The organism is Bordetella sp., assembly GCF_057362025.1.
Window position 1 is genome coordinate 17812 of the sequence record NZ_JBMQQZ010000017.1, and the last position, 19037, is coordinate 36848.

The window sequence follows — 19037 nt, forward strand, 5'->3', positions numbered from 1 at the left end:
GGGAGAATCTCCTGTTTGCTACTCGATATGCGTACCGGAGGCCGCGATGGCCTTGGCCCAGCTGGCTGCCTGCCGGTCCAGGAAGGTCTGCGTCGCCTGCGGACCTTCGTTGATCACGCTGACGCCGGCATTGCGCAGCTTCAGCTGCAGATCGGGAGACTTGAGGGCCTGGTCGAGCTTCGCCGCCAATGTCCTGACGACCGCGTCCGGCAGCTTGGTCGGACCGAGCAGCATGTACCAAGTGGTCACCGAATAACCCGTGACACCCTCTTCCGCCAGCGTCGGAATGTCCGGTGCGATCGGCGAACGCGTGCCGCCGGTCTGCCCGAGCGCGCGCAACCGGTTGTCGCGGATATACGGCATGCTTTCGGAGATTGGCAGCATGGTCACATCCACGCGCTTGCCCAGCATGTCCGCCATCGCCGCGCCGCCGCCCTTGTAGGGAACGTGCAGGTATTGCAGTCCCGCCATCGATTTCAGCACTTCCATCGCCAAGTGCGAGGAGCTGCCGTTGCCCGAGCTGGCGAAACGAATCGCATCGGGCTTCTGGCGGCCGGCCGCCATCAGATCCTTGATGTTGTGGATAGGAAGATCCGGACGCACCATCAGCATCAGCGGCGCCTCGCCCACCAGCGCGATGGGCTTGAAATCGCTTAGCTTGTATTCCACCTTGCGGTACAGGCTGGGATTGATGGCGATGCCGGGCGTGCTGAACAGCAGCGTGTAGCCATCGGGCGGCGCCGACGCCGTCGCATCGAAGGCCAGGTTGCCGCCGGCGCCCGGCCGATTCTCCACCACGAAGTTGAACCCAGACATTTCGCCGACCTTCTGCGTCACGAGGCGGGCGACGATATCGGCGCTGCCCCCCGCCGGAAATGCAACCAGCGTGCGGATGGGGCGCGAAGGCCAGTTATCGGCCTGGGCGGCCTGGGCCAATGCACAGGTCAACAGCGCGCCGGCCAGCAGCGATCTTGTCGGTTTCATTGTCGTCTCCTTCCTCGGTTATGGAACGGATGGCGTGCGCGCGCCATCCCCTATTCGGACGGCGCGACGTCCAGCCGCACCGCGATATCGCGCAATTCGTCGGATACCGGGGGATAGCGCCGCATCACCAGGGGATCGTGTCCGGGCACGATGTGCGCCATGGTGTCGGCCAGACATTCCAGCGTGTCGTAGCCTTCGATGGCCTGCCCGACGTGGAACACCGTGGTGAATACCCGGCGCTTTTCGAGGTGCTCATAGAAATGGCTGGTATCGGAGGCCAGCACCACCCACCCGCGCCGCGTATGCACGCGCACACACTGCAGGCCATGCGTGTGGCCGCCGATGTGATGAACGCTCAGGCCCGGTGCGAGTTCGCTGTCGCCGGCATGGAACACCACCCTGTCCTTGTAGACCAGGCGCACCATCCCGGTGACCTCGTCCACCTCGTACCCATGGTTGAACTGGCGATGGCGCATATGGCGACCGGTGGCGTAGGCCATCTCCGCATCCTGCAAATGAAAGCGCGCGGAGGCGAACGTGTCGAAGGTGCCGACGTGGTCGTAGTGCAGGTGAGTAATGATGACGTCGCACACCTGCGCCGCGTCGACGCCCAGCAGCGCCAGGCCTTCACCCGGCGTGCGCAACAGCGTGCGCCCGCGTTTGCGCGCGATCTCCGGCCCGAAGCCGGTATCGACCACGAATTCGCGGCCGTCGCCCCGCACCAGCCAGACGTAATAGTCCATGGGCATCGGGGCATCGTGCGGATCGCCGCCGACAAAATGATTCTGGCGCCGTCCCTCGCGCGTGGCGTAGCGGATGGCATAGACCTCGTATTGCGGCAGGACCGCGGAGGAAGCGGGAAGGATCGTGGTCATGGGTGCGTGGCGGTGAACGTGGAAGAAACCGGTACGGCCGGGGTCGAGAGCAGCGCGTCCAGGGCGACGGGCACCGGCACGGTGTGCCGGGAAGATCCACGCGCCATTCCACCGGCCGGCGGGACATCGGTCCGCGGTGCGCCCGGCGGCCTGTCGGCGTCCAGATCCAATACGGCATCGCGGATGCGCGCGTGCTCCGCGCCGTAGATCGGAGCGGCCATGAGGTCGAATTTGCGGACGATGTCGTTGCGCGACAGCGGGTTCTCCGGTTCGCCCCGGGCATGGTCCAGCGCATGGCGCAACACGCGGCCATCCCGCAGCGTCACCGTCACAAGCGCCGGGCGGCGGTCGGGATAGCCAGCATCCAGCTCGGGGGCGGCGACGACGGACGTGCGCGACATCAGCGCGCGCACGCCTTCATCGTCCAGCATGGCTCGCGTATAGCGAGCGGGCGTGGCATCGCCCGCCACCAGCATCGCGGCGATTGAAAACGCGATGGAGAACTGCGCCTGGTCGGCATTGCGCGGCGGCTCGATAGCGGCGGCCCGTGTCACCGTATCGACCTTGACGTCGATATGCGCGATCGTGCCGGGATCCACGCCGCGCATCGCGGCAACGGCGGCATCGATGGGCGCGTGATTGCCACGGCAGCCGCCGTGCGTCTTCATATACGTTTCCGCGATGCTCCAGCGCTCGCCGAGTTGACGCGCGGCCTCCCGGTCCTTACCCACCTCATTGCCCGCGCCGCCGAAGGCGCGCAGGAAGCCGGTTTCAAAAATGTCCAGTGCGCCTGTCACCCCCTGCGCCGCGTACAGCGCCGCCAGCAGTCCACCTTCGCAACTGCGCCCGACCTGCAAGGGTTGACTTTCCGCGCTCTTGAGCGCGGCCTTCAGGCCCGCACCCTGGCTGCAGGCGATCGCCACCGCATGCGCGGCGCGGGCTGCCGGCAGGTCCAGCAAGGTGGCCGCCGCGGCCGCCGTCGCCGGCGCGGCCAGGATCGCCGTGCTCTGGAAACCTCGCCGCACCGTGGCGGGGTAAATGGCGCGGCCCAACCGCAGGAAGACTTCGTAGCCGTTGGCGATGGCAGCCACCAGCAGCCCGCCCTCGGCGCCCCGCGCGGCAGCCAGCACCATTGCGGCCGGGATCACGGCCGAGGACGGATGTCCGCCCGTATAGCGCGAGCCGTCCTCGAAATACGTGGAATGGGACACGGCGCTATTGACGATGACCGCATCGCGCAGGGACCGCCGCGCCCCGGTGCCCCAGATGCCGCGGGGTCCCTCGTCGGGCAGCAGGCGCAGTAGTCCTTCGTGATGGCCCGCCAGCACGCCGCTGCATGCGGCCGCCAGCACGTCCAGTACACGCAGCTTCACCGCATCCGCGACATCCGCGGGCAGGCCCTCGTGGCGCGAATGCGCGATGAAGCGGCCCAGCTGCACGGCAAGGGTGTCAACGTTGTCCTGGCTCATCGTGCGCCCCTTAGTCCATCGTCAAGCCGATGGACCGGATCACATCCCGCCACTTGCCCACCTCGGAACGCACTTTGGCGTTCGCGTCGGGCGTGCTGTCGCCGATCACCTCGGCGCCCTGCTCGGCGAAGAATGCCTGGATGTCCGGCAGTTTCAGTACCGCGACGACGTCGGCGTTCAGCTTCCGGACGACGTCAGGCGGCGTGCCGGCCGGCGCGAATAGGCCATACCAGGTATCGGCCTCGTAGCCCTTCAGGCCGCTTTCGGACAAGGTAGGGATATCGCGCAGCATCGCGGGCCGCGTGGCGCCGGTCGAGGCCAGCGCGACCAGCTTGCCCGACTTGATATAGGGCAGCACCACCGGCGCATTGGCGATCATCATCTGTACCTGGCCCCCCAACAGATCCGTCATCGCCGGCGCACTGCCCTTGTACGGCACATGCGTGATCGAAACGCCGACCATGTTTTTGAAGATTTCCGCGGCCAGGTGCGGCGGCGTGCCGTTGCCGGGAGAGGCGTAGTTGAGCGTTCCCGGCCTGGCCTTGGCCAGGGCAATCAACTCGGCCACCGAACGCGCCGGCACACCGGGATTCAGGACCAGGACGTTCGAGGTATTCGCCACCATCGTGATGGCGGTGAAATCTTTCGTCGCGTCATAGGAGAGATTGCGGTACAGGCTTTGGTTGATGGCATGGGTACCCACCGTGCCCAGGATGATGGTGTAGCCGTCGGCGGGTGCCCGCGCGGCGGCCTCGGTGCCGATATTGCCGCCGGCGCCCGCGCGGTTCTCGATGACGACAGGCTGCTTCCATCTTTCACCCAGCTTCTGGGCCAGCGGCCGCGCCAGGATGTCGGTACCGCCCCCCGGCGGAAACGGCACGATCAGTTTCACCGGCCGATCCGGAAAGCCGGCCGCACCGACCGGCGCCGCGGGCAGCGCGGCCACGACGGTAACGAATAGCACGCCCGCGATGGCGGCTCGGGCGCATGCGGCGATACGCCCCGCGCGATGGATGGTCTTCGTGCCTCGTATGCTCATATCCGCCCTTTCTATGTTCCACTCCATATCGCCCGATCGCCGACAATCCGCGTTCATGCCCGCGCTTCCTTCCGCATCGCGCCGGCGTGCTGCCGGCGTGTGCGCTCGTCCACGCTCAGCGCCACCATCCAGGCATCGCGCAGCGCGGCCAGGAAATCGCCGGGCACATTGCAATCGCCCACGCGCGCGTAGGGAACGCCGCTGGCTTCCACTGCCGGCAATAGGTCCAGGTTCGGCCGCGGACCCGTGGCGAACACCAGGATGTCGCCGACCGGAATGCGCCGCGGCGCCTCGTCGCGCACCTGGATCTCCAGGACCTCGCCTGCCGCTTTCAGGATGCGGCAGCGCGTCAGCAGCGTCACGCCGTCCGCGGCCAGCCGCTCGATCAATTCGAATTTGTTGTTGCGCGCCATGCCGTTGGCGATGCCGGCCTGCATCTCCAGCACGGAGACCTGGACCCCGCGCACGCGCAGTGCGTCGGCGGTCTCCGCTCCTACCATGCCGCCGCCCACGATCGTGACGCGCGCGCCTGCCGGCAACGCGTCAAGGTCGGCCAATAGCTCCCACGCATGCGCGACCCGCACCGTCGCCGCCAGCGCACCGAGGTCCAGCGGCGGAGCTGCCGGCCGCGAACCCGTCGCGACGACGATGTAGTCCGGCGCATACGCCTGGATGGTGCGTACGTCCGCGGTCACGCCCAGGCGCACGACGATGCCCATGCGCTGTACCGTCCGCCAGCGGTAGCTCCATACGGGCTCCACCTCCTGCTTGTCGGGGGAAGCCGTCGCCAGCGGTATTTGCCCGCCGGGCCGCTCCCGGCTCTCCCACACTTCCACCGCATGCCCGCGTCCCTTCAAAACCCGGGCGGCCTCGATCCCCGCAACACCGGCGCCCAGCACGAGCACCCGGGCGCGCGAACCGGCAGGAGCCGGGAAAAGCTGCGGTTCCGCGTATTCCAGGCGCTCGAATTCCGTGCCCATCATGGGGTTCTGCACACAGGCGACGTCCTTCTCCAGCGTCAACCGTTCGAAACACACATTGCACGCAATACAGGCGCGGATGGGCGCATCGATCTGCCCGAAGGCCTTCGCGGCCCAATGCGGATCGGCATACAGCGCACGCCCGATGGACACGAAGTCCGCGGCTCCGCTGGCCAGCACCTGCTCGGCATCCTCGGGCTGCACCATGCGGCCGGCGACGAACACGGGAATGCCGACGGACTGCTTGATGGGCCGCGCCGTATCGGCCAGGCAGCCGCGCGGAAACGACGGCGGCTGGATGCAGAACTTCGACAGCTGCGGACTCTCGTTGCTGCCGCCGGATAGGTCTATCGCGTCGGCGCCGGCGTGCTCCACGGCTTGCGCCAGCGCGATGATTTCGTCCTGTCCATAGCCGCCCGCGGCGAACTCGCTGGCGCTCAGGCGTATCACCAGCCGCAGGGATGGCAAGGCATCGCGCACGCGGTCTATGGTTTCCAGCAGGAAACGCATGCGATTGCCGATCGACCCACCGTAGTCATCGTCACGCCGGTTGATGCGCGGACTGAAGAACTGCTGGAACAGATAGCCATTGGCGGCATGGATCTCCACCCCGTCATAGCCGGCCAGCCACAGACGCCGCGCCGCCGCCACGAAGAGCATTTGGATATCGGCGATTTCCGCGGCGGACAGGGGGCGCACCGTGTCGCCCGTATTGGGATTGGCCCACGGCGACGGCCCGACCGGCTCCATGTTCAGCACGGAGCGGCGCAGCAGCGCGCCGCGATGATTGAGTTGGCCGAAAACCGCGCAGTCGTGGCGCTTGATGGCTTCCACGATGCTGGCCAGGCCGGGAATGAAGCGGTCGTGATAGCAGCACAGCGAATTGTTATGCGGCCGCGCCTGCTCGGTCACCACCATCGCTTCGGTCATGATCATGCCCACGCCGCCGCGCGCACGCTCTTCGTAGTACTGCTTGTCGCGTTCGGTCGACAGACCGTCGGTGGTGCTGTAGTTGGTGCCCATGGGGGCCATCACCACGCGATTCTTCAGGCGCAATCCGCCTACCAGCCCGGGCTGTTGCAGCAGCATCGGCTTGTCTCCTTATCGCTTCGAATGGATAGCCTCAAGGTCGCGGGGGGCGGTCCAGGCGGACGGCGATGTCGTCCAGGCCCGGTCCGGCGCCGGGATAGCGCTGCATGACCAGCGGATCGTGTCCCGGCACCACATGGGCCGGCGACGACGCCAACGCTTTCAGGCGCCGATAGCCTTGCAATACGTCGCCTACGCTGTACACCAGCGGAAATACGCGATCCTGTTCGAAGTGCTCGTAGTAATGGCTGGCGTCCGAGGCGAGCACGACCCAGCCCCGCGCCGTATGCACGCGCACCGCTTGCAGGCCGTCGGTATGGCCGCCGATCCGGTGCACGCTGATGCCGGGCGCGATCGTGGCGGCGCCATCATGGAAAACCACCCGGTCGCCATGGACCAGACGCACCATGCCGCAGACATGGTCGGGCTCGTAGGCGCGATTCAACATGCCGCAGCACATATGCCTGCCGGTGGCGAAGGCCATCTCGCCATCCTGCAGGTGGAAACGCGCGTTCGGATAGTCGCCCAGCGTACCGGCGTGATCGTTGTGCAAATGCGTGATGACGATGTCGCCCACGTCGCCGGCCCGCACACCCAGCCGTTCGAGCGCGTGCGCAGGGTGGTGCAGCAGGGTGCGGTGCCGCTTGTCCGCCATGTCCTGCCCGAAGCCGGTATCCACCAGTACGACGCGAGGCCCATCGCGAATGACCCACACGTAGTAGTCCATCGGCATGGGGGCATCGTGCGGATCGCCACCCAGGAAATTGGCGGCCCGCTGCGCCGGGCGCGTCGCGTACCGGACGGCCAGGACCTCGTAGTCGGGCAGGCTCGCGGCGTCCGCGGCCCGGAAGTCCCACGACGTCGAAGCGCCCGTGGCGGTCTTAGGCTGCTGCATCGGATCGTTGTCTCCATGCGATGCGCGCCTCCGTCCCGCCCCGGCTGACTGCCGGGCCGTAGTGGCGCGCTCTTGTGATGCAGAGCAGTCTAATTTCAGGTCTTTAACCAATCAATTGGATAGAATTACAAACACTAATGAACCTGATTCATTAATTTGACCATGGAAAACCTCAACGCATTGCACGTCTTCGTCAAGGTCGCCGAAACGCGCAGCTTCACCGATGCCGCCAAGCACCTGGGACTGACTTCCTCGGCGGTCAGCAAGGCCATCACCCGTCTCGAGCGCGAGCTGGGCCTGCGCCTTCTGCACCGGACCACGCGGTCCGTAGGACTGACCAACGACGGCGCCAGCTTTTTCGAGCGTTGCCAGCAAATCCTCAGCGACGTCCAGGATGCCGAGAATTCGCTGAATCGCTCGCGCGCCGCGCCGCACGGGCGCCTGAGGGTACACATGCCGGTGGGATTCGGCCGGCGCGTGATCGTGCCGCATCTGAGCGGCTTCATCGAACGCTATCCCGACCTGGTGCTGGACGCCGAATTGAGCGACCGCATGGTGGACCTGGCCTATGAAGGCATCGACGTCGCCGTGCAAATCGGCGAACTGGCGGATGCCCGCCTCATCGGCCGTCGCCTGTGCAACCTGCGCTTCGTCGCCTGCGCCGCGCCTGAATATCTGGCCCGCCATGGCGAACCGGCCACGCCGGACGACCTCGACCATCACCATTGCATTGCCTACGTGCTGATGCACACCGGGCGCTACCGCGAATGGCAGTTCATCAAGGATGGCCGCACCTTCGGCAAAACCGTCTCGGGCCGGCTGAACATCAACAACGCGGAATCGTTGCTGGAGGCTGCCACCGCGGGGCTCGGCGTGGCGATGATCAGCAACTTCATCGCGGCCGACGCACTGCGCGACGGCCGCCTGCGGGCCATCCTGACGGACTATGTCGCACTGGGCCCGCAGGTGTCGGCCGTCTATCTGCCAGGCAAGAACCTTTCGCCCAAGGTGCGCGCCTTCGTCGATTTCCTGACCGACCTCATCGAGCGCAATCCGCATTGGGACGAAGCGAGCGGCGGCCTGCCCTATCGGCAGGCAACGTAGCTCGCTATACTGCCGAACGGCCCGCCATCCACGGAATGCCCTTGTCCACGCAGCGACCCACCCCCACCCTGCCGAAGTCCCGCGCCACCCGCGGACAAAAGAACGGATACACACAAAAAGACGTCGCGCGCGAAGCCGGCGTATCGCAGAGCGCGGTTTCGCGCGTATTCGCCGGCCGCGGCTACGTGGCCGCGGAAGTGCGCCAGCAGATCGAGAAGGCCGCGCGCAAGCTGGGCTACCTGCCCGACATGGCGGCACGCTCGCTGGTCAAGGGACGGTCGAACATCGTGGCGGTGGTCACCAGCAATATCACCCACCCGTTCGTGCCCCAGATGCTGGAAAAAATGACGCTGGCGATCCAGCGGCGCGGGCAGGAAGTGCTGTTACTGAATTCGCCTCCCGGCCAGGACATCGACCGCCAATTGCCGCTGGCCCTGCGCTATCGCGTCAAGGGCATCCTGATCGCCAACGTCAGCATCGGCGCCCGCGTCGCCCGCCAGGTGCGGCAAAGCGGGACGCCGATCGTAATGGTCAACCGCTATGTCGAGGAAAAAGCGGTTCATGGGGTGTCCTGCGACAACGTACACGGCAGCCGGCTGGTGGCGCTGGACTTCATCGCGGCCGGCAAGCGGCGTATCGCCTATGTCGGGGGCCTGCCGGATTCGCCGACCAATGTCGTGCGGCGGGATGCGTTCCTCGACGTGCTGCGCGAACACGGCATCACGCCGGAAGTCGTGCTGGAGGGGGCGTTCTCGCATGCCTGGGGCTATGAAGCAGCCGGCATCCTGCACCGGCGGCATACAGCCGTGGATGCGGTGCTCTGCGGCGACGATATGATCGCGATCGGGATGCTGGACGGTTATCGGGGCTTGCCGGGAGGATTGGCCGCCGCGCCAGCCATCGTCGGCTTCGATGACATTCCCAACGCCAGCTGGCCGCCCTATATGCTTACCACCTACAGCAACCCGCTGGACCGCATGATCGATCGCGCGCTGGACCTGCTGGAGCAACCCGCGGATTGCGCGCCAGTGCGCGAGGTATTGCAGGGCGAACTGGTGCGGCGGACGTCGTTCTAGGCTTAGGACGGTATCGACCCGACCCGCGGATCCAGCACATCCCGCAGCCCGTCGCCGATCAGATTAAGCCCGAGCACCGTCATCGCCAGCACCATCCCGGGGAACAGGCAGATCCACGGCGCGTCCGGGATGAAGTCCCTGCCGTCCGCGATGATGTTGCCCCACGTGGGCGTCGGCGGCGGAGGCCCCACGCCGATGAAACTGAGCACGGCCTCGGCGAGTATCGATATTGCGAAGATAAAGGTCATCTGCACGATCAAGGGCGCCAGGCTGTTGGTGGCGATATGGCGCAGCAGGATACGGACGTGCCCCGCTCCCGCCACTTTCGCCGCCTGCACGAATTCCATCTGCGCCAACACCAGCGCCGCCGCCCGCATGATGCGCGCCGTGCGCGGCGTATAGGTGATGACGAGCGCGATCACCACGTTGGTCTCGGAAGGCCCCAGCACCGACGACAGCGCGATGGCCAGCAGGATGCCGGGAAACGCCATAAGGGCATCCATCACGCGCATGATGGGGTTTTCCAGGCGCCGGAAATACCCAGCGCACAGGCCGATGATCGTGCCGAGCAATCCCGTGAACAACGTCACGAAGAAGCCGATGCGCAGCGATACCCGGCTGCCGTACAGCATGCGGCTGAATACATCGCGGCCGAAGCTGTCCGTGCCCATCCAATGGGCGGCGTTGGGCGCGCCCAGGCGGTAGCGGTAGTCGTTGACCACGGGCGAGTACGGCGCCAGCCAGGCCGCCAGCAAGGACATCAGCACGATGACGGCAAGCAACACCAGTCCCGTCATGAACAGGCGATGTCCGCGCAGGCGCGCCACGATGCGGGACGAGGCCACGCGCCGCCACCATGAAGGCGTGGCCCCGGTCTTGCCTGCGGTCAACTCAACGGCCATAGCGCACCCGCGGATCGAAAACGGCATACAGCAGGTCCACGACCAGATTCACGATCACCATGGCGCAGGCGATCATCAGCAGACCGCCCTGTATCACCGGCAGGTCGCGCCGCTGGATCGCGCCGATGACCAGCCGCCCCACGCCGGGAATGGAAAAGACCGACTCGACGATTACCGCCCCGCCGATCAGGATGCCCACGTTCACGCCGATCACCGTCAGCGTCGGGACGGCGATGTTGACCAGTGCATGCCGGCCCACCACGGTGCGCGGCGGCACGCCCTTGGCCCGGGCGGTGCGGATGTAATCCTGGCCCAGCACTTCCAGCATGCTGGAGCGCGTCATACGAGCGAGCAGCCCGAGCTGCGTGGCGGCAAGCGCGGCCGCAGGCAGGAACAGGCTATGCAGCCAGCCCAGCGGGCTTTGCGCGAAGGGCACATAGCCGCCCGTGGGAAACCAGCCCAGTTGCACGGAAAACAGATAGATGCCGACCAGCCCCAGCCAGAAATCGGGCAGCGAGAGCCCGAGCAGCGCCAGCGACATGGCCAGCTGGTCCACCCAGGTATTGCGCCGCACGGCGGCCAGTATGCCCGCGCTCATGCCCACCGCCACGGTCATCAGCAAGGCCAGGAAAGTCAGCGATGCGGTCACCGGCAGGCGTTCGAGGATCGCTTCGGTCACGCCGCGGTTCAACAGCAGGGAGCGGCCGAGATCGCCATGCAGGACGTTGACGTACCAGCGCCACGCCTGCACATAGGCCGGTTGGTCCAGGCCCAGTTCGGTACGCAGGCGCGACAATTCCTGCGCGCTGGCGCCTGGGCCCGCCAGTTCCGCCGCCGCATCGCCGGGCACCAGCCAGATCAGGCTGAGCGTCAACAGCGAAACCAGCAGCAGCACCGGAACGGCGCTCAATAATCGACGCAAGAGATACATCAACATGCCTGCTCCCCGGCACGGCATCGCGGCGCGTCGACGCGCCGCGAGTGGCCGCGATCGCGCTTATTCGTACCAGACATCCCACATGCGCGGAACGCGATGCGGCACGAAGTTCTTCAGGTTGGACCGCGCGGCCTCGAGTACGCCGATGTCGCCGACCTTGATGGCATACACCTGCTCGTAGACGATCTGCTGGATGGTCGCGAAGGCTGCCTTGCGGTCGGCGAATTCCGGGGCGCTGTTCAGCTTGGCCACGGCGGCCTCCAGGCCGGCATCCTTGTGGTGCTGCCAGTTCTGGTCGCCCGTGAACAGTACGGCCACGCCGTTGGGCCCTTCGTAAGGCTCGATACCGACCATGATGGGAAACAGGTTCCAGCCCGTGGGCTTGTCGCGGGCGGCCAGCGTGGTGGGCCAGTCGGCGATGCGCAGCTTGACGTTCATGCCGATCGCCTGCAACTGCTGGGTGGCGATGACCGCCGTGTCGTTGTGGTTCTTGAAGCCGTTGTCGGCGATGAAGGTGATTTCCTCGCCCTTGTAGCCGGACTCCTTCAGCAGCTTCTTGGCCAGATCCAGGTTGTGCTGGTTGTACAGGCTCTTGCCCACATCGCCCGCGTAATAAGGCGTACCGGGATGCTGCCAGCCATGCGTCATGCGGTACAGGCCATCGGTGGAGATGGCCATGATCTCCTCGTCGTCCAGCGCCGCCTGGATCGCCTGGCGTACCTTCAGGTTATCGGTGGGAGGCGCGCCGGCATTCAGGATGATGGTCTGGAAGGCCCAGGGCATCATCTCGTAGATCTTGATACTGCTGTCGTTCTTCAGGCGCTTGGCGGCGGTGGGCGAAATAGCTTCCAGCACCTGGACTTCGTTGGTCTGCAAGGCCGACTCGCGGGCGCCGGCCTCCGGCATGAAACGGAAGGTCACCGTATCGAAGTACGCCGTCTTGCGGCCGCCCAGCCCATCGCGGCCCGGGTAGTTCGGATTCGCCGAATAGGAGTCGAAGCGCTTGAGCTTGACGTAGCTGTCAGGCTTGTACTCGACCAGTTGGAAGGGACCGGTGCCGATCACGTTGATCTGGTTCGGTCCCTTGGCGGCTTCCTCGGCCGGATAAATGGCCACGGGCGCGCGGGGCGAACCCAGGAATTCGATGAAACCCTGGAAGGGCTTCTTCATGAAAATCCTGATCGTGTAGTCGTCGACGATGTCGATATGGTCGACCAGCGACATATTCTGCGCGCTGCCGCCGTAGCGGGCGTAGCGTTCCAGCGAGGCCTTCACGTCCGCGGCCTTCATCTCCTTCATGTTATGGAACAGGACGCCCTTGCGCAGCTTGATTTCGTACGACAGGCTGTCCGGCGCGACGGAATAGCTTTGCGCCAGGTCCGGGATGGTCTCTCCCTTGTCGTTGCGGGCGAACAGCGCTTCGTAGATGTGCAGGTTGATATTGCGTGCCGCCTGCGCGAAGGTGATCTGTGCGTCCAGGCTGGGCGGCTGGGCCTGCTGCGCCACGACCACGTCGCCGCCGCGCTTCTGCGCCAGGGCCGGCGCGGCGGCCAGCACGAAGGCCGTCATGCATGTCGCCGCGAGCAAGCCGGCGGACGGAAAGAATCGCTTCATATTCACTTCCCCTTGACACTAGTCTGTGATGCCCGTTGCCGGCAGCGCGCTGCCCGCCGGGAATCCTTTGCCCCTGTGACGCCCGGCACGGCAAGGCGCCGGCAGCGTCGCGCGCACGGGCATGGCGCGCCGGATCAGGTCGCGTAGTCCGGTTCCTGCTTGTCCAGCATGCGTCGCCAGGCATCCAGGTGCAGGCGCGCGTCGAAGCGCTCGCCCCACGGGCCGTTGTAACGGTCGCGCAGGCTGTCGCCTATGCTCTTGAGCTTCATGCCGGTGTTCATCGCGGTCATCTGGTACATGCAGGTTCGCTCGGCGATGTAGAGCTCATCGAAGGCCTCGGCCACGCTGGGGCCGACAACCGTGACGCCGTGGTTCTTCATGATCAGGATGGTACGTTCGCCCAGCACGTCGGCAATGCGGTCGCCCTCTTCGTCCCACAGCACGACGCCGTTGTGGACCTCGTCGTAGGCCACCCGGTCGTACAGCATGGCGCTGTTCTGGTGCACCAGTTCCAGCCTGCCCTCTTCCAGCATGGAGAGCGCGGTAAGGTATTGCGGATGCACGTGCAGGATGCAGCGCGCCTGGGGATGCTTCAGGTGCAGCCGAGCGTGAATGTGAAAGGCGACCTTGCGCAGCTCGCCGTCGCCGCGCAGGACGTTGCCCTGAAGGTCGCAGACGATCAGGCTGCTGGCCGTGATCTCGCTGTAGTGGTAGCCACGCGCGTTGATCAGGAACAGGTTGTCGGTACCGGGCAGCATCATGCTGCAATGGTTGGCGATCTGTTCGTTCATCCCCAGGCGATTCATCGCCCGGAAGATCGCTGCCATATCGCAGCGGATTTCCCATTCGCCGTCGATCATGCCGGCCGCCTGCGGTGGCGGCGCGGACCGCGTCGTTGCGCTCATTTATCCCAATTCCTCTGCCGACGGCCGGAAGCGGCCTCGATGTGACTACGTATGCACATCATGGTAGAAGCCCCGGGATGGGGGCGTCAACGGGAAAGCGCGTGGCTGCGGGTTTTACCTAGGATGGGCGGCGAAGAAATCCTGCAGCGCCTTGCCCAGGGGTGCAGGCTCTTCGATGGGGGTCTGGTGCCCCCCCGCCAGCTCGGCATAGCCGGCGTCGAGGATGGTGGCAAGGGCCTTGCCCTCGGCGGGGGTGGTGATGATGTCTTCGGTGGCCGATATCACCAGCGAGGGCCGGATCCATGGCTTGGCGTCCGGCGCCGCCCTGAATGTTCCCAGCGCCTGCAGTTGCCGCTTCTGGTCGGCGAGCGACTGCGGCGCGGGATGGTCGCGCAGCGCCGCGGTGAACCCCGCGACGTTGGTCGGCGATGCCAGCCACGCCTTGCCCGCCAGCCAGGGCAGCGCCGTATCCACCAGCAGGTCCAGATCCGCGTCGGCCTCGCGCAACGCCAGCAAGGTTTTCAGCGCGAGCAAGGTCGTGGTACTGAACGAGCGCGTGGAATTCACGATGGCGCAGGGCCCGCAAACTTCGGGCACCGAGGCCATCATCGTCTGCACAATCGCGCCCCCCATGGACTGGCCGACCAGCCCGACACGGGTGTAACCCAGGTGGCGGATCAGGCCTGCCGTGTCCGCGGCCATGGTCTCGATCGAAAACGCCCTGCCGTCATCTTTCGTGCGGCCCACCGCGCGGTTATCGAAAGCGACCACGGTGTACCGTTCCGCCAGGGTCGGCACGACAGCATTCCAGAATGTCAGATCGCAGCCGTAGCCTGCGACGAGGACGATGGGATCGCCGGCGCCCTGGACCTCGTAGTGCATTTCCAGGTCGCCGATTCGGGCTGTCGACATTATGATTTCTCCGGATTCGTGTCGGGTTGGAATAAGAACAGAGCATTGGCACGAAAGGACACGGGCTTCGGCGTAATCTCCGGTATCCGAAATTATCGGCGCGCCAGGCCGAGCTCGCGGGTACGGCTCCGGCGCGGCATGCCGCAGCATTCAACGCCTGGTAAACGTACGATCAACGGGCCTCCGCGAGGGCCCAATCATGGAAGGCACGCATGCCGGGCGACATGCCCCGCGACCGCAACCATGTCAACCAATAGCCGCCGATGCTGACCTCGGTACCGAAGGGACGCACCAGCGCGCCGCGGTGCAGTTCGCGGGTAAACATGCTGGGCGGCGCCAGCGCCACACCGGCGCCTTGCACGGCGGCTTCGACCATCAGCCGGGACGAATCGAAAACCGGACCGCTCAGCGTCCAGGGCGCGAGACCGGCGGCCGCGAACCATATGTTCCATTCGTCCGCGCGATAGGAGCGCAATAGGGTTTCCCGGGTCAGGTCGGCCGGTGTGGCCAGGCGTTGCGCGACCGATGGCGCGCACAGGACGGCCAGGGGTGCATCCAGCAGCAGCGCGCCATCCGTACCGGGCCACCCGCCTTCGCCGAAGCGAATGGCGTAGTCCAGCCCCTCTGCCGCCATGTCCACCAGGTTGTTGTGGGTCAACAGGCGCAGCTCCACGAAGGGATGCGTATCGCGAAAGTCCTTGAGTCTGGGCAATAGCCACCCCACCGCGAAGGTGCCCACCACGCCGACGGTCAGCACTTCGCGCAGCCCGCCGCCCTCGAACTGCTTCACCACGGATTCGATGCGTCCGAACGCATCGCTCAGGACCGGCAGCAAGGCCCGCCCTTCATCGGTCAACGCCAGTCCGCGGGGCACGCGCTTGAACAGCGGCGTGCCCAGGCGATCTTCCAGTCCGCGTACCTGCTGGCTGACCGCGGCCTGGGTCACGTTCAATTCCTGCGCTGCCAGGGTAAAGCTCAAATGGCGCGCGGACGCCTCGAAAGCACGCAAGGCATTCAACGGAAGATAAGGACGCACGCAGCCTCCGGCACAAGTTTTTCTTTTAGGTTTCCCCAATTATCCTCGTTTGTTCGAGGGAACGAATCTCGCGATAGTTACGGCTCAATGCATATCCCCTGTTTTTTCCATCGCGAAGGAGACAACCTCATGCCCCCGAAGCCGGACCATCCCGCCATCTCGATAACCCGCCGGCAAGCGCTGTCATGGGCGGCGGCCGCGCCGCTGCTGATGCTGCGCCCCGCGCTCGCAGCCGGTGAAACCGCAGCCTCGCAGGACGGTGCGCCGCAGGCCGTCGAATATGCCCGCCTTGAACGCGCCCATCGGCGCCGCCTGGGGATCTACGCCATCGACACCGCCACGGGTCGCGAAGTCACATACCGCGCGCGCGAACGCTTCGCTTTCTGCAGCACCTTCAAGGCCGTGCTGGCCGGCGCCATTCTGGCCCAGGACTCCGTGCAGCCCGGACTGCTCGATCAGCGCATTCTCTACACCGCGCACGCGCTTGCTTCGTATTCGCCTGTCACCGAAAAGCACGTCCATGGCGGCATGACGATCGCGCAGCTGTGCGCCGCGGCCATACAGTACAGCGACAATACGGCGGCCAATCTACTGCTGCATCGCCTGGGCGGGCCGCGCGCCCTGACCGCCTACGCCCGTGGCCTCGGCAACCCGACCTTCCGCCTGGACCGCTTCGAAACCGCGCTGAATACGTCCATTCCCGGCGATGAGCGCGACACGTCCACGCCGGCGGACATGGCGCTCACGCTGGAAACCCTGGTACTGGGCGAAGCCCTGCCCCCGGGCGCGCGATCGCGGCTGAAAACATGGTTGCTGGCCAACAAGACGGGCGATCGCCGCATCCGCGCGGCCGTGCCGCCCGGTTGGCAAGTCGCCGACAAGACCGGCACGGGCGACTATGCCAGTGCGAACGACTTCGGCGTCATCTGGCCGGCGGGCCGGCCGCCCCTGGTCCTGGCGATCTACACCGCCAGCCGCGACCCGCATGCCAAGGCGGACGAAAGCCTGATTGCCGAAGCAGCGCGCATCGCGATAGCGGGACTGGCCTGATCGCCCCGAAACACCGGTTAGCGCCGATATCTGTCGTAAAAGGGCACGTACGCCAGATCGGATAGCCCGATCCCGGACGCGCCGTTGCCTTGATATATCCGGCCGGCGGCATCGACAAAAACCGCCCCGGCATTTCCTTGCCGCAGCCCTTGCTGCCAAAAAGCATAATTCCAGTCGTCCAGCGCCAGATTTACCAACGTTGTCGAATTAGGGACCGAAATATATATACCTCGCGTGTCGGAGGATATTTTCGGGCTGCCACCAGACGGGTTTGAGGGGTCGGTGCCGGGGATATATAGGTCCAGCGGATAGTCTAGGCGGTCCGGCTCCCAGGAGGCGCCGCCGTCGACCGATTTCGCCCACCAGATATCGTGGCCCTGTCTATTGCATATCAATCCGTACAGCGCGTCGCCAGGATAGCCAGGCGACCAGACATCAAACAATCTGTAAGGTTCGCCCAGCCGCCATGACAACGTTTTGAGTCCCGTCCATGTCACGCCCCCATCGTCCGAAAACGACAGAACGGCGGATTCCTCACCTGCCGAATTGCTGTCGTAGCCGCACGCGTATAGCCTTGTCCTTTCCTTATACCAACACGACCGGATACTGGTCACATAATTACCCGCCAGCCCGTTGCCCGTGTTCACGACACGCCACTTCCCGCCGTCGTACCAGGAAAGGCCTTCTCCGGCGTGCCCCAAATAAGCCTGCATCGATGCATGCATCCTGGTAAAGACACACACGACCCGGTCGCTCGCCAGTCCGTCGCGCATCGTGTAATGCGATACGAAAACGTCCTGCAGCAACGGGTTGCTGGAGAAGAAGAAGCCCGCGTCTTCGGTAGCGATGCCGTAGTACGGCGTCGTCGGGCCAGGGCTGTAGCACAGATCATTGATTTGCCGTCGACCCAGGTAGGTGGTGCCCAGCTTGTCCACGCTCGACCATCTTTTTCCGCCATCGATGCTGACGGCGAGCCCGGTGTTCGTCCCCGCCAGGACGGGCACCTCGGGTTGATGGGACGACCCCATAACGCATCGAACGGCGTCATCCGGAAGCCCCTCGGCGGTGGTCGCATACTGCCAAAGCGGCGGGTATGAGTCGATATCCGCCGTCGCGGCCGCCGCGATACCGACATCTGTCGGAATAAAGACCTGTCCGCCCTGGACGGTGAAACGGTCGACTGCATCTTCCGCTGTCTCCGCCCCGGCCCCCAAGTCCAGCCCATTGGCCAGGCCGAAAAGCCTCACGGACTCCTTTTCCCTATCCATAACCCGTAGGTTTCTATCGTCCAGGACGAATAGATTTCCTCCTGAAGCATGGAGGGTACGAAAAAAATCATAGCCAATGGTCAGGAGCATTTCCCACGACTGCCCATCGTCGACAGATTTCAACAGCCATGAAGACTGGTTCCATCGGCATAATATGTACCAGCTTCCGTCGGCATCGATATGAACATCATCGACCTCGTATGCATAGGCGCCGTCAAAACCCGGCAGTTTGGGGGGTGCACTGAATTCTGTCTTATAGGTCCAATGCTCTCCGCCATCGCTCGATATGGCCAGCCCGCCCTCCGTGCAAACGTAGACTTTCCCGCCAAAGTACCTGACGCGCCACGTGATGAAATTGTCGGGAAGTACCGACGTCCGCCAGGTCTTCGTCTCGACGTTGTATATCGATACGGTTCGATTGAAGATTTCCTCGCCAGGTGGCCATTCGGCCGCAAAGTACGTAACGGCGACCGGTCCGAGGATGTCATCCGTCAACATCGCCGCAGCCTGATCGATATCCACACTGCCTATACAGTTCGTCGCCAGGCCATCGTGCTCACGGGTAAGAATCCGCGGTTCGCTGTCCGGCGATGCTTGAACCCCGAGTCCGCCGCAGTCCGGGGCGGCAAACAACAGTGCGCCGGAGTGCTGATTCACGCAGATATCGCCCTCGCCCGTCTGCCCGGGAACTCGCGGAATCCACAACGTTCCAAGGTCGCTCGATGAGCAGATTGCCGGGCCCGCGGCTGCATATACGTCCTGGCCTTTCCCGGGCACGACAGCCGAAACGGCGTTGCTGGACAACCCATTGGCCTGGGTCTGATAGCGCCATATATTTCGCATTCGAGTCTCCACGCTGGATGAGTATGGCCGGACCTATCCGGATACGCCGAGCCCGAGGC

Annotated in this window: 16 protein-coding genes; 3 read left to right on the forward strand and 13 right to left on the reverse strand. The window is 65.1% G+C overall.

Annotated features, from left to right (window positions below; translation table 11 throughout):
* Positions 1 to 18: 18 nt before the first annotated feature.
* From ACO1P8_RS05685 to ACO1P8_RS05710, 6 genes are read right to left on the reverse strand one after another with little or no spacing between them, the layout of a single operon-like run.
* The gene (locus tag ACO1P8_RS05685) at positions 19 to 984 is read right to left on the reverse strand and encodes a Bug family tripartite tricarboxylate transporter substrate binding protein (protein WP_486294942.1); all 966 of its coding nucleotides are present in this window, start codon (positions 982 to 984) and stop codon (positions 19 to 21) included.
* A 50-nt stretch (positions 985 to 1034) separates the two neighbouring features.
* Positions 1035 to 1859, reverse strand: coding sequence for an N-acyl homoserine lactonase family protein (locus ACO1P8_RS05690; protein ID WP_486294943.1), 825 nt, complete (start codon positions 1857 to 1859; stop codon positions 1035 to 1037).
* Entirely contained in the window at positions 1856 to 3328 is a 1473-nt protein-coding gene (locus tag ACO1P8_RS05695; protein ID WP_486294944.1) for an MmgE/PrpD family protein, read from the reverse strand. Before ACO1P8_RS05695 ends, ACO1P8_RS05690 begins: the two co-directional genes overlap by 4 nt.
* A gap of 10 nt (positions 3329 to 3338) precedes the next feature.
* The gene (locus ACO1P8_RS05700) at positions 3339 to 4367 is read right to left on the reverse strand and encodes a Bug family tripartite tricarboxylate transporter substrate binding protein (protein ID WP_486294945.1); all 1029 of its coding nucleotides are present in this window, start codon (positions 4365 to 4367) and stop codon (positions 3339 to 3341) included.
* Positions 4368 to 4420: 53 nt separating this feature from the next.
* A complete protein-coding gene (locus tag ACO1P8_RS05705) occupies positions 4421 to 6436 on the reverse strand; it encodes an oxidoreductase (RefSeq protein WP_486294946.1) in 2016 nt (671 codons plus the stop codon).
* Between the two features lie 34 nt (positions 6437 to 6470).
* Positions 6471 to 7331, reverse strand: coding sequence for an N-acyl homoserine lactonase family protein (locus ACO1P8_RS05710; protein WP_486294947.1), 861 nt, complete (start codon positions 7329 to 7331; stop codon positions 6471 to 6473).
* Between the two features lie 162 nt (positions 7332 to 7493).
* Between ACO1P8_RS05710 and ACO1P8_RS05715 the strand changes: the two genes are divergently transcribed.
* Both ACO1P8_RS05715 and ACO1P8_RS05720 read left to right on the forward strand, forming a co-directional pair.
* Positions 7494 to 8435 carry a LysR family transcriptional regulator gene (locus ACO1P8_RS05715; protein WP_486294948.1) on the forward strand — a complete coding sequence of 314 codons (942 nt, stop codon included), beginning with the start codon at positions 7494 to 7496 and terminating at the stop codon, positions 8433 to 8435.
* Between the two features lie 41 nt (positions 8436 to 8476).
* Positions 8477 to 9511 carry a LacI family DNA-binding transcriptional regulator gene (locus ACO1P8_RS05720; RefSeq protein ID WP_486294949.1) on the forward strand — a complete coding sequence of 345 codons (1035 nt, stop codon included), beginning with the start codon at positions 8477 to 8479 and terminating at the stop codon, positions 9509 to 9511.
* Between the two features lie 2 nt (positions 9512 to 9513).
* Here ACO1P8_RS05720 and ACO1P8_RS05725 read toward each other — a convergent pair whose 3' ends face one another.
* The 6 genes from ACO1P8_RS05725 to ACO1P8_RS05750 form a co-directional block, all read right to left on the reverse strand.
* Positions 9514 to 10413: an ABC transporter permease gene (locus ACO1P8_RS05725; RefSeq protein WP_486294950.1), complete on the reverse strand. Its 900-nt coding sequence runs from the start codon at positions 10411 to 10413 to the stop codon at positions 9514 to 9516.
* Positions 10403 to 11350 carry an ABC transporter permease gene (locus tag ACO1P8_RS05730; RefSeq protein ID WP_486294951.1) on the reverse strand — a complete coding sequence of 316 codons (948 nt, stop codon included), beginning with the start codon at positions 11348 to 11350 and terminating at the stop codon, positions 10403 to 10405. Before ACO1P8_RS05730 ends, ACO1P8_RS05725 begins: the two co-directional genes overlap by 11 nt.
* A gap of 60 nt (positions 11351 to 11410) precedes the next feature.
* A complete protein-coding gene (locus tag ACO1P8_RS05735) occupies positions 11411 to 12964 on the reverse strand; it encodes an ABC transporter substrate-binding protein (protein ID WP_094841658.1) in 1554 nt (517 codons plus the stop codon).
* 134 nt (positions 12965 to 13098) lie between these two features.
* On the reverse strand, positions 13099 to 13869 hold the full coding sequence (locus tag ACO1P8_RS05740; RefSeq protein WP_486294952.1) for a class II aldolase/adducin family protein: 771 nt from the start codon (positions 13867 to 13869) through the stop codon (positions 13099 to 13101).
* A gap of 114 nt (positions 13870 to 13983) precedes the next feature.
* Positions 13984 to 14781, reverse strand: a complete 798-nt coding sequence (locus tag ACO1P8_RS05745; RefSeq protein WP_486294953.1) for an alpha/beta fold hydrolase — start codon at positions 14779 to 14781, stop codon at positions 13984 to 13986.
* Positions 14782 to 14953: 172 nt separating this feature from the next.
* Positions 14954 to 15817 carry a LysR family transcriptional regulator gene (locus tag ACO1P8_RS05750; protein ID WP_486294954.1) on the reverse strand — a complete coding sequence of 288 codons (864 nt, stop codon included), beginning with the start codon at positions 15815 to 15817 and terminating at the stop codon, positions 14954 to 14956.
* A gap of 129 nt (positions 15818 to 15946) precedes the next feature.
* Here ACO1P8_RS05750 and bla point away from each other — a divergent pair, with 129 nt between their 5' ends.
* Positions 15947 to 16867, forward strand: coding sequence for a class A beta-lactamase (gene bla, locus ACO1P8_RS05755; protein ID WP_486294955.1), 921 nt, complete (start codon positions 15947 to 15949; stop codon positions 16865 to 16867).
* A 17-nt stretch (positions 16868 to 16884) separates the two neighbouring features.
* On the opposite strand, the gene ACO1P8_RS05760 is transcribed toward bla, so the two are convergent.
* Positions 16885 to 18978: a sialidase family protein gene (locus ACO1P8_RS05760; protein WP_486294956.1), complete on the reverse strand. Its 2094-nt coding sequence runs from the start codon at positions 18976 to 18978 to the stop codon at positions 16885 to 16887.
* Positions 18979 to 19037 lie beyond the last annotated feature (59 nt).

What these genes read in the sequence shown, in the direction of transcription:
- ACO1P8_RS05685 (WP_486294942.1), bottom strand. Translation starts at nt 984, where the DNA reads ATGAAACCGACAAGATCGCTGCTGGCCGGCGCGCTGTTGACCTGTGCA.
- ACO1P8_RS05760 (WP_486294956.1), bottom strand. Translation starts at nt 18,978, where the DNA reads ATGCGAAATATATGGCGCTATCAGACCCAGGCCAATGGGTTGTCCAGC.
- ACO1P8_RS05705 (WP_486294946.1), bottom strand. Translation starts at nt 6,436, where the DNA reads ATGCTGCTGCAACAGCCCGGGCTGGTAGGCGGATTGCGCCTGAAGAAT.
- bla (WP_486294955.1), top strand. Translation starts at nt 15,947, where the DNA reads ATGCCCCCGAAGCCGGACCATCCCGCCATCTCGATAACCCGCCGGCAA.
- ACO1P8_RS05725 (WP_486294950.1), bottom strand. Translation starts at nt 10,413, where the DNA reads ATGGCCGTTGAGTTGACCGCAGGCAAGACCGGGGCCACGCCTTCATGG.
- ACO1P8_RS05690 (WP_486294943.1), bottom strand. Translation starts at nt 1,859, where the DNA reads ATGACCACGATCCTTCCCGCTTCCTCCGCGGTCCTGCCGCAATACGAG.
- ACO1P8_RS05700 (WP_486294945.1), bottom strand. Translation starts at nt 4,367, where the DNA reads ATGAGCATACGAGGCACGAAGACCATCCATCGCGCGGGGCGTATCGCC.
- ACO1P8_RS05715 (WP_486294948.1), top strand. Translation starts at nt 7,494, where the DNA reads ATGGAAAACCTCAACGCATTGCACGTCTTCGTCAAGGTCGCCGAAACG.
- ACO1P8_RS05730 (WP_486294951.1), bottom strand. Translation starts at nt 11,350, where the DNA reads ATGTTGATGTATCTCTTGCGTCGATTATTGAGCGCCGTTCCGGTGCTG.
- ACO1P8_RS05710 (WP_486294947.1), bottom strand. Translation starts at nt 7,331, where the DNA reads ATGCAGCAGCCTAAGACCGCCACGGGCGCTTCGACGTCGTGGGACTTC.
- ACO1P8_RS05695 (WP_486294944.1), bottom strand. Translation starts at nt 3,328, where the DNA reads ATGAGCCAGGACAACGTTGACACCCTTGCCGTGCAGCTGGGCCGCTTC.
- ACO1P8_RS05735 (WP_094841658.1), bottom strand. Translation starts at nt 12,964, where the DNA reads ATGAAGCGATTCTTTCCGTCCGCCGGCTTGCTCGCGGCGACATGCATG.
- ACO1P8_RS05745 (WP_486294953.1), bottom strand. Translation starts at nt 14,781, where the DNA reads ATGTCGACAGCCCGAATCGGCGACCTGGAAATGCACTACGAGGTCCAG.
- ACO1P8_RS05740 (WP_486294952.1), bottom strand. Translation starts at nt 13,869, where the DNA reads ATGAGCGCAACGACGCGGTCCGCGCCGCCACCGCAGGCGGCCGGCATG.